Below are 8980 nucleotides of genomic sequence, written 5' to 3'. Positions count from 1 at the left end.
ACGATGCCTACTGTGCATGGGGTTGTTTTCGCGAAATGCAGTCTGGCTGGTCCCTCATTTGCCCCTGAGGCTCAGGATATAGGCCGACAGCGCATCCGCCTGCTCCGGCGAGATCACCAGGTTCGGCATGTTCCGATGGCTGGTGCGCCAGAACACCTTGAGCGACAGCGCGGTGGTGCCTTGCCGGTCGGCGATGGCCTGGAAGCTCGGCGCCTCGTCGAAGAAATCGGTCATGCGCCGCTCGACCGCGTGACACGACTGGCACCACGCCTGCGCCAGGCGCTGTCCTTCGGCGATCGTGCGCGAGCCGGGCCTCGGGGCCCCCGCGGCGGTGTGGACGACGCTGAAGAGGAACAGCAGCGACAAGGCGATCAGAATGACGATGCCGATGGAGATTCGAACAGTATGCGACATCGCCAGACCTCACCGCGGTTGCATCACCGATCGAGCCTAGATTTGCACCGAAAGGCCGAGTTGATCTGCGTCAAGGGAGGCGCGGATGATTGCCCTCGTCTTCGCAGACCACCGCGCGCATCATCAGCACGTCACGAGATCGGTGTGACCGAAGCCCTTGGAGTAATCGAGCAGCGAGATCACCGTCGGTGTGAGGCGGATCAGCCGCACCTCGGAAGGCTTCGGCACGGTGAGGCCGGAGGCCTTCTGCTCGGGATAGCGCGCCATCAGCAGCGCGATCGCCTTCTCGGCTTCGGCCGGATCGGTCACGGCCACGGCCCGCGCCGCCATGGACAGGCCGGTGATCTCCATCACTTCCGCCGGGTCGTCGTCGATCGTCAGCGAGACGCGGTCGTCCCGGGACAGGTTCTGCGCCTTCTGGCTGTCGATGCCGCAGAGGAAGTAGATGGTGAAGCCTACGTTGGCGTAGCCGACGGTCGTCACCTGCGGCCAGCCGTCCGGACGAACGGTTGCGATCCGCATCGTGCGGTGCTGATCCAGCAAGGCCTGGATTTTTGCTCTGAGAGTGTCGTCCATCGCTCGCCTCCGGTGGTCATTTCGCCAAGGAGGATACGACCCTCACGCGCAATGCCGTTGACGCAGCTCAACCCCGCGCGGGCGACGTTGGTTCATTGATCATGCCGCTCGCCAGGATCACGGCGACCGCATAGGCTCGGCGCTCATCCGACGATTCAGGAGGCATCACCATGAACGGCAATCGCTATTACGGCGTCCGCGTCGAGGGCGCGAAATATGGCGTGGGATTCGGCTCGGCGCTCGCCATCGCGATCTCCTACACCAACAACCATTCGATCCTGTGGGCGATCATCCACGGCATCCTGGGCTGGCTCTACGTGATCTTCGTCGCGCTGTTTCGGTGACATCGCACCGGCAGTCGAGGCCCTGCCCGCGCGGCTTGCAGCTTTTCCTTGCTTTCCCGGTTCCCGCCTCTACGGTCGCGCCGCGAACGAACCGTTGAGACGAGACAGACATGACCGACACGATGAAATGCCCGGCCTGCAACTCCGAGCACGCCTATCAGGACCGCGATCTCTGGGTCTGCCCGGAATGCGGCCATGAATGGAGCGGCACGGCGGAAGCGGCCGCGGACACGGCGCAGGATGCCGGCGTGCGCGACGCCAACGGCAACGTGCTCGCCGACGGCGACAGCGTCATCGTGATCAAGGATCTCAAGATCAAGGGCTCGTCCTCGGTCGTCAAAGGCGGCACCAAGGTGCGCAACATCCGCCTGCAGGACGCCAGCGACGGCCACAACATCGCCTGCAAGATCGACGGCATCGGCGCGATGAATCTGAAATCGGAGTTCGTGCGGAAGGCTTGAGATCCGCTAGCTTTGCCGCTGGGCCAGATAGAACCCGCACAGCACCGTGACGAGCCCTGCCGTCTGCAACATCGTCGGCGGCTCGCCCAGCAGCAGCCAGCCGGTGAGCAGCGTCAGCGCCGGCACGCAGGCCGGAAACACCGCGGCGCGGGCAACGCCGAGGCGCTGGACCGAGACGGCGTAGAGATAGAGCGCAGCGGGGCCGGCGAGCACGCCCTGCGCCAGCGCCTGGATGGCGTTCTCGGTCACGCCGATCGCCGCAATATGGGCAAGGCCGACGGTTGCGATGTAGACCGGTAACAGCAGCAGCGATAGCACGTTGATCACCAGCGCAGCCGACACGGCCGAGACGCGCCAGCGGCGCAGAGCAGCACCGAAGCCGGCGAACATGAACCCGGTGAGCACGAAGATCAGATCGCCCTGGACGCCGTCGGTCCCGATATGGCCGATCGATTCCGCGCCGATCACGCCGAGGCCGCCGACGATGACGATCGCGCCGGCAAGCCGCGAGGCGGAGATCCGTTCCTTCAGCACGACCGCCGCGAGCAGCAGGCCGCCCAGCGTCGCGCAAGAGGGCTGGATCACGCTGCCGTGGCCGAGCGGCACGAACAGGAAGCCGGTGTAGGAGATCAGCGACATCACGGGGCCGCCGAGCACCATCAGCACGAGGCCCCTGCTCCAGCCGATGCCGCAGAGATCGGAGATGCCCGCACGCGCGACCAGCGGCAGGAACACGATGCCCGACCAGACATAGCGATGCACGAGGAGATCGACCGGCGTGAAGCCGACCTTGAGGCCGTGCCGCGTGGCGGCAAAGCCGAGCGCCCAGAACAGCGCCGCGGCAAGGCCGCAGGCCACGCCGAGCAATGCCGGCGCTGCATCGTTCTTCTGAGTGAGAGCGTCAGCGCCGCTCGCCCGCTGATCCATGCATCAAGCGATATGTCGGCACGCTGAACCGCTCAACCCACGCGGTTGCAGGGCTGGCACGCAGGCATCGCGACGATGCCGCGCAGGATCGTGATTGCCGCACGCGCAATGCGCATGCGGCGTCGTGGTGTCAATGGCGCCGAGGCGGTGAAATCTCGCTCAGCGCGAAGCCCCATCTGCCTCAGGCGACCTCAGTCTCAGCGGGCCGCGCCCGTGGTGACGTCCGCGGTCGTCACCTTGCGGGGGCTGAGCACCTTCGCCTGGTGGACCGAAGCGACCGTGGCGGGCGCGGCAACCTGCTGCTCGACATGCGCAGCCCCGAGCACGCGCACCTGCAGCGGAGAAACCGGCAAGCCGTTGGCCTCATAGGTCGGCAGCTCGGCGGCGACGGCGGCGGTGCCGCCCACGATCGTCAGGATGACGGCGGCGATCGACAAAGTCTTCTTGTTCATGGTGATGCTCCGAGGGTGAAGGTCGGAGCCTATTTAGGCGCGTTTTGCTGCATTGCGACATGCTTTGTTGCATCGCAACAGCGCGCGCGTTGCATGGCGATATGCCTAATGCGTACAGGCCCTTGGGCGAATCACGCTGGCCGCGACATGCGTTTCCGTGGGCGGTACTCAACCACCCAGCACGTTGCCCCAGCCATCGAAGAGGTAGGTCTTCCAGGCTACGGTTCCATCCCCAGCGGGCCTGCTGGCACGGCGGTAGTCATCGGCCTGATCGGCGGTCCAGGTGATGATCGTGTCCGAAAGACGATCGTGCAGGATGGCGGGCTCGGTGGGATCGAAGGCGTCCATGGGACGAAGAGTGGGATGCGTCATGGCGCCTCCAACGCAGCAGCATCCGTAAAGTTGCGGCACGGCCTCGGGCAAAGCACCGCGTGGAACCCTGCGTTGCAGCTCGGCAACACCCGCCGCGAAAAGGCCGCATCCGCCGATTGCGCCATTGCGCCGCCACACCATCCCCCGAACAATCGACAAGCTGCGTGCCTTTCCGTGCAAGACTGTTTCGTCCAACTGTTTGCATCATGACTGTTCGGACAAGATGGTTCGGACAGAACCGTTTGGAGGCAGGGATCATGAACGATCGGCGGTCTCTTCTGGTGGCGGTATCGTGTCCCTCGGCCGTTCTCGCCGGCTGGCTGGTGTTGTCTCTCTCCGCCTATGCGCCTGCCCTCATCGAGAACAGCGGCGCCAATGTGGCTGCCGTCTCGCGCGTCAAGGATGTCAGTCGCCTCGAGCTCGCCGACGTGCCGCGCGCTGCAACGATCGAGGACGGCATCACCTTGACCGCCGACATCGCCGCCGCCGTCGCTGCGGCGCCTGCCCCGATGGCGACGTCGCAGGACACGCCGGAGGAGCATGCCTCAGCCGTCAAGCTCGCTTCGGCCGACCCGGCGCTGATCCTGCCGACGGAGGCGGCGCCCGCACCGCAGATTGCGCCTGAACCGGAAGCCATCGTCAGCGAGGATGCTCCCGCGCCAGAGCCCGTCAAGCTCGCCTCCGCCGATCCCACCGAGATCGTCACGACGGACGCACTGTCACCTGCGGCGATCGCAAGCGGCCCCGCCACGCCTGCGGCCAAGCCATCTCCGCCGGCCGACACCGTCGCCGTGCTCGACGAATGCTTCGTCATCGAGGCCTGCATCGACCGCTACCTCTGGGCGCTCTATCAGCGCACCGCCAAGGAGGACTCGATCAAGGTTCAGGAGCGGCGCGCCGTCACCGTCAAGCGCAAGGGCAAGACGGTCACGGTGATGCGTAGCTTCACGAAGCTGGTCGATCAGGACTTCGGCTGGAAGGATCCGAAGGCGGCCGAGCGCGCCGGCATGTCGATGATGGACTACGTCATCGGCGGCATGGACAAGAGTTTCAAGAAGAAGCTGTTCCGCACGCTGCTGGCGGCCGAAGCCGCCGGCCTGTCGCCGGGCATCACCAGCGCATTCCGCGACGACTATCGCCAGTCGATCGCGAGCGGTCTCAAGGCCGCCTCCGACCGCTCCTATCATGGGGGCAGCACGCGCGGCGGTTATGGCCACGGCATGGCGGCCGACATCGTCAGCACCCAGGGCAACAACCGCGCGCAGCGCTGGGTCTCGACCGAGATCCTGTGGAAGTGGGTCGACGCCAACGGCAAGGCGTTCGGCATCGGCCGCCCCTATCTCGGCCGCGATCCGCCGCATGTCGGCCCGATCGACGGGAAGGAATACATCTCACGCCGCGGCGTTGCGACCGACAGCAAGGAAGCCGCGAACGTCAAGCCGAAGAAGACGCGGGCTGCCGCCAGCGCCAAGCCGCCCAAGGCGCACGCCGCACGCGAGCAGAAGAGCCCGGCCAAGCAGCAGAAGTCGGCGCAATCGGCCATCAAGCCGGCGACCTGAACCGTCAATCAGGCGTCGGGCCCGCGCGTCGGCAACGGCACGAGCCGCATCTCGGCGGAGCCGGAGTCCTGCGTGCGCACCAGCACCGCGAAGATCGTGTCGACCGCAAGCCGTACTGCCGACTCGATCGCTTCGCCCTTGGCCAGATGCGCCGCGATCAGTCCGGTGAGGAGGTCGCCGGTGCCGTAGGGCCGGATCGGCAAGCGCGGCGTCGCAAAGCGCGACAATCGCCCGTCGGCGCACAGGATCGTCTCCACCTGCCCCGCTGCCGTGTCAGCGAGCGTGCAGCCGGTGGCGACCACGTCGATGCGGCCCACCCCTGCCAGCGCGGCGCAGGCCGCGCTGAGGTCCTGGGCATCGGCAATGGTGAGACCGGAGAGCAGCTCGAGCTCGAATTGATTCGGCGTCGTGAGGTTCGCCACCGGCAACAGCCGGTGCCGGACCACATCCAAAATGCCGTCCGCGACATAGACGCGGCCGTCATCGCCGATCACGGGATCGCAGAGATAGACGAGCTTCGCATTCCGCGTGAGCGCCCGCTCGACGAAATCGGCGATCACGGCAGCATTGCCCGGCGAGCCCAAATAGCCGGTGACCAGCACCGCAGCCTCTTCGACCAGGCCGCGCTCCTCGACACCCTTCAGGAGATCGGCGACGAGCTCGCTCTCCAGCACCCGCCCGCGCAGGCTCGGATAGCGCGGATGGTTGGAGAGCAGCGTCGTCGGCACCGCCGCAACGTTCACGCCCTCCGCCTGCATGGCATAGGCAGCCGCGCTGTTGCCGACATGGCCGTGGACCACCTGACTCTGAATCGAGATGACGAGCATGAGGAAGGTCCGTAAGGTCAAACGTTGCGCGGGGCAAGCGTTACGGCATCTCGTATCCAAGCCCCTGCCGCAGCGCCTGCATCTTGCGCGCCAGTCGCCGGTGACCCGACTCCTCCGACCGCGCCAGTCGATCGGCGACCGCGACATGGTCAGCATCGCTCTTGTGCTGGTTGAGCTTGGCCTGCCCTTCGACCTCATCCACCACGAGATCGACGACGCGGATCGCAGCCAGCATGCTCTCGCGCTTGCCCGGCTCCATCTGCGCGAGGTCCCAGGGTTCTTTCGGTAAGCGCGCCTCGGAGACTGCGAGCAGCGCATCGCCGTGTCCGCGGTTCTCGTCGAGCCCGCGCAGATGGGCCACGCCCGACAGGTGCACCGCTTCGTAAAGCCAGGTCGAGACGTTGTCGCGCGAGGCATACCAGTCGTTGGAGACATAGGCATCGTCGCCCGTAACGATCAGCAGAAATCGTCTGGTGCCATCGGCCAGCGCCACAAGCGGATTTTTGGCGGTGAAGTGAATCTGCACGACGGTGTGCCCGCAGCGCTCGGTCAGCACGAATGGCACGTGCGAGGCCCGCGGCCCGCGCTCGTCCGCCGCCACGATCACGCCGAAGCCGCGAGATGCGGCAAATTCCAGCGCACGCTGCGTCTCGATGCGGAACTGGGCGCGGAGAACGTGCATGGCGCGGGTACTCGATGAATGGATGACGAACGCGGCGAGGCTAACCCATAATCCCCCGAAATCCGAAGAACAATCAACCTTCGAACGCTGCTGCCAGCAATCCCTCAGCGCCGCGACAACCTCGCAAGATAGGCGCAGAACATGTCGGCCATGGCGTCGGCATAGGCTGCGATCTCCGCCTCACCCCGCATCTGTTCCGAAAAACTCTTGCCGACTTCGCTCAGCGTCCTAGTGATCAGTTCGCCGGCGAGGGTGCGCGTCGCATCCGAGGCCTTGGGCAGCGCCTCGCGCATGAAGGCGGCGACGATGCCCTCGCCGGCCGCCCGTGCGTCCCGCGCCTCGGGCGCATCGCGATAAAGCGGCGCGGCATCATTGAGCGCGATTCGGATGACAGCTTCCTCGCACTCGGAGCGGATGAAGGCGTGAACCAGCGTGCGCAGCCGCGCCCGCGGCGGCCTCGCCCGGTCAGCGAGGATACCTGCGAGCAGCCCGCTGGTGCGCCGCCACTCATCGCTCTGGAGACGGAACAGGATCGCCGCCTTGTTCGGAAAATATTGATAGACCGATCCGACGCTCACGCCGGCCCGCTCTGCCACCCGCGCCGTCGTGAAGCGCTGCGCTCCCTCCTTCGCCAGAACCTGAACAGCGGCATCCAGAATGGCCGCCACCAGCTCCGTGGAGCGGGCCTGTTGCGGCTGTTTTCGTGAGGAAACTGAAAGGCTTCGACGATTGGACATGGCGCCTGCGAGCTATGCGAATAGGAAATGCGACGAATTAGTCGTATTTCGATCTTCGCGCAAGCATGCGCTCCCCCGAACTCTGGAGACACCGATGACCACCCCAACCATCACATCGCTTGCGCCGCTGCTGGATCGACTGTTCTACGAGGCCGAAGCCGCAAGCGTCGCAACGCTGGCCGCCGTCTCCGATCTGTCCGACGCCGACCGCGCGCGGATGATGCGGAGCAAGACCGCCTACCGCGACCTCTATGGACGCCTGAAGGACGCTCCGCTCGCGGTCTCACGCGAGACCGGCAGCCTGCTTTATATGCTGGCGCGCAGCTCTCGCGCGAAGGCGATCGTCGAGTTCGGCACCTCGTTCGGCATCTCGACCCTGCACCTGGCCGCAGCTCTGCGCGACAATGGCGGCGGCCGCCTGATCACCTGCGAGTTCGAGCCGTCCAAGGCGGCGCGGGCCCGGGACAACCTTTCGGCCGGCGGCGTGATCGATCTCGTCGACATTCGCGAAGGCGATGCGTTGACGACGCTGAAGTCCGATCTGCCCGAAACGATCGATCTCGTGCTGCTCGACGGTGCCAAGGCGCTCTACCCGGATATCCTCGATCTGCTCGAAGACCGTCTCAAGCCGGGCGCGATCATCGTCGCCGACAACGCCGACGACAGCCCAGACTATCTCTCCCGCATGCGCAAGCCCGGAAGCGGCTATATGTCCACGGCCTTCGCCGAGGACGTCGAGCTTTCGGTGCGGATCGATTGAAGCCACGCTCGACCGTCGCTGTATCACGGAGCCGCTACGCGATTCATCGCGCTGCGGCTTGGTCGTCCGGGCCGACCGCGGAGCCCTAGCGCCGCGCTCCAAGCTGTCGCAGGCTCGTCACCCCCGCATGGTATGCGCCGTCATATGTCAGCCATCGTCGGCCTGGTCTCCGCATGAGCTCCGTCTTCAACGCCTATACGGCTCTTGCCCTCGCCATCGTGTTCGAGGTCACCGCGTCGGCGTTCCTGCAGCAGTCCGCGCAGTTCACCCGTCCCTGGCCGACGCTGGCGATGGTGCTGTTCTACGTCGCCTCGTTCTACGCGCTGTCGGTGGCGATCCGGGTCATCCCGTTGAGCATCGCCTATGCGATCTGGGGCGGAGTCGGCATCATCCTGACCGCCACCGTCTCCTTCGTGCTGTTCCGCCAGATCCTGGACGCCGCAGCCTTCGTCGGCATCGCGCTGATCGTGTCCGGGGTCGTGGTCATCAACCTGTTCTCGGAGACCACCGTGCGTTGATGCCGGTCCGATGCCGGCGCGCCTACTGGCTCTGCACCGGCTTGGGCTGACGCGGCGCGGATCGAGGCGGCTTTGCGCCAGGCTTGGCCGCACCCCGGGGCGGCGATTCATCGACCGACACGAGATAGGCGGCGAGTGCCCTGGCCGAGTCGACGCTGGTTGCGTAGTGGTCCTTCAGGAACCAGGACAGCGTCAGGGTGAAGCGGCCCTTGGCGAGACCGCGCGGACTGCGATGGCAGGTCGCGCAGCCGTCAGCAAAGAGCTTCGCGGGCGATTTGCCGGCGTCGAGATTTTGCGCGACCGCATCCGTCACCGTCAGCACGGTGGCGGCTGCGACAGTCATCAGGGGCA

14 protein-coding genes are annotated in these 8980 nt (G+C 65.9%); 5 read left to right on the top strand and 9 right to left on the bottom strand.

The genetic code is table 11. From position 1 onward, the window contains the following. Nucleotides 1–54 precede the first annotated feature (54 nt). On the bottom strand, nucleotides 55–414 hold the full coding sequence (locus FJV43_RS34360; RefSeq protein ID WP_239623357.1) for a cytochrome c: 360 nt from the start codon (nucleotides 412–414) through the stop codon (nucleotides 55–57). Between the two features lie 123 nt (nucleotides 415–537). Further along, complete coding sequence (locus tag FJV43_RS34355; protein ID WP_239623356.1) at nucleotides 538–990, bottom strand: pyridoxamine 5'-phosphate oxidase family protein; 453 nt, start codon at nucleotides 988–990, stop codon at nucleotides 538–540. A 170-nt stretch (nucleotides 991–1160) separates the two neighbouring features. On the opposite strand from FJV43_RS34355, the gene FJV43_RS34350 reads away from it, so the two are divergent. Together FJV43_RS34350 and FJV43_RS34345 are read left to right on the top strand one after the other, a co-directional pair. Beyond that, nucleotides 1161–1334 (top strand): hypothetical protein, encoded by a 174-nt coding sequence (locus FJV43_RS34350; protein WP_018644642.1) that lies wholly within the window; start codon nucleotides 1161–1163, stop codon nucleotides 1332–1334. 110 nt (nucleotides 1335–1444) lie between these two features. Beyond that, nucleotides 1445–1795 carry a zinc ribbon domain-containing protein YjdM gene (locus FJV43_RS34345; protein WP_239623355.1) on the top strand — a complete coding sequence of 117 codons (351 nt, stop codon included), beginning with the start codon at nucleotides 1445–1447 and terminating at the stop codon, nucleotides 1793–1795. Between the two features lie 6 nt (nucleotides 1796–1801). Here the strand turns inward: FJV43_RS34345 and FJV43_RS34340 are convergent, their stop codons facing one another. The 3 genes from FJV43_RS34340 to FJV43_RS34330 all read right to left on the bottom strand — a co-directional run bounded on the left by FJV43_RS34340 (nucleotide 1802) and on the right by FJV43_RS34330 (nucleotide 3546). After that, nucleotides 1802–2722: a DMT family transporter gene (locus FJV43_RS34340; RefSeq protein ID WP_239623354.1), complete on the bottom strand. Its 921-nt coding sequence runs from the start codon at nucleotides 2720–2722 to the stop codon at nucleotides 1802–1804. A gap of 197 nt (nucleotides 2723–2919) precedes the next feature. Beyond that, nucleotides 2920–3174 (bottom strand): hypothetical protein, encoded by a 255-nt coding sequence (locus FJV43_RS34335; RefSeq protein WP_239623353.1) that lies wholly within the window; start codon nucleotides 3172–3174, stop codon nucleotides 2920–2922. A gap of 168 nt (nucleotides 3175–3342) precedes the next feature. Then, nucleotides 3343–3546: a hypothetical protein gene (locus FJV43_RS34330; RefSeq protein ID WP_061876629.1), complete on the bottom strand. Its 204-nt coding sequence runs from the start codon at nucleotides 3544–3546 to the stop codon at nucleotides 3343–3345. A gap of 257 nt (nucleotides 3547–3803) precedes the next feature. On the opposite strand from FJV43_RS34330, the gene FJV43_RS34325 reads away from it, so the two are divergent. After that, nucleotides 3804–5105 carry a hypothetical protein gene (locus FJV43_RS34325; RefSeq protein ID WP_239623352.1) on the top strand — a complete coding sequence of 434 codons (1302 nt, stop codon included), beginning with the start codon at nucleotides 3804–3806 and terminating at the stop codon, nucleotides 5103–5105. 8 nt (nucleotides 5106–5113) lie between these two features. Here FJV43_RS34325 and pdxY read toward each other — a convergent pair whose 3' ends face one another. The 3 genes from pdxY to FJV43_RS34310 form a co-directional block, all read right to left on the bottom strand. Next, complete coding sequence (gene pdxY, locus FJV43_RS34320) at nucleotides 5114–5932, bottom strand: pyridoxal kinase (protein ID WP_239623351.1); 819 nt, start codon at nucleotides 5930–5932, stop codon at nucleotides 5114–5116. Between the two features lie 40 nt (nucleotides 5933–5972). Next, complete coding sequence (locus tag FJV43_RS34315; protein ID WP_239623350.1) at nucleotides 5973–6614, bottom strand: FMN-binding negative transcriptional regulator; 642 nt, start codon at nucleotides 6612–6614, stop codon at nucleotides 5973–5975. Between the two features lie 104 nt (nucleotides 6615–6718). Next, nucleotides 6719–7351: a TetR family transcriptional regulator gene (locus FJV43_RS34310; protein ID WP_239623349.1), complete on the bottom strand. Its 633-nt coding sequence runs from the start codon at nucleotides 7349–7351 to the stop codon at nucleotides 6719–6721. Between the two features lie 94 nt (nucleotides 7352–7445). Between FJV43_RS34310 and FJV43_RS34305 the strand changes: the two genes are divergently transcribed. Beyond that, nucleotides 7446–8111: an O-methyltransferase gene (locus FJV43_RS34305; RefSeq protein WP_239623348.1), complete on the top strand. Its 666-nt coding sequence runs from the start codon at nucleotides 7446–7448 to the stop codon at nucleotides 8109–8111. Nucleotides 8112–8284: 173 nt separating this feature from the next. Further along, a complete protein-coding gene (locus FJV43_RS34300; RefSeq protein ID WP_028179789.1) occupies nucleotides 8285–8629 on the top strand; it encodes a multidrug efflux SMR transporter in 345 nt (114 codons plus the stop codon). 22 nt (nucleotides 8630–8651) lie between these two features. Here FJV43_RS34300 and FJV43_RS34295 read toward each other — a convergent pair whose 3' ends face one another. Then, the gene (locus tag FJV43_RS34295) at nucleotides 8652–8972 is read right to left on the bottom strand and encodes a hypothetical protein (protein ID WP_239623347.1); all 321 of its coding nucleotides are present in this window, start codon (nucleotides 8970–8972) and stop codon (nucleotides 8652–8654) included. Nucleotides 8973–8980 lie beyond the last annotated feature (8 nt).

It is taken from the genome of Bradyrhizobium sp. I71, assembly GCF_022354745.1.
In the GTDB taxonomy this organism is placed as follows: domain Bacteria; phylum Pseudomonadota; class Alphaproteobacteria; order Rhizobiales; family Xanthobacteraceae; genus Bradyrhizobium; species Bradyrhizobium liaoningense.
Note: the sequence above shows the minus strand (reverse complement) of the source record. Positions and strands in the feature narration are given on the sequence as shown.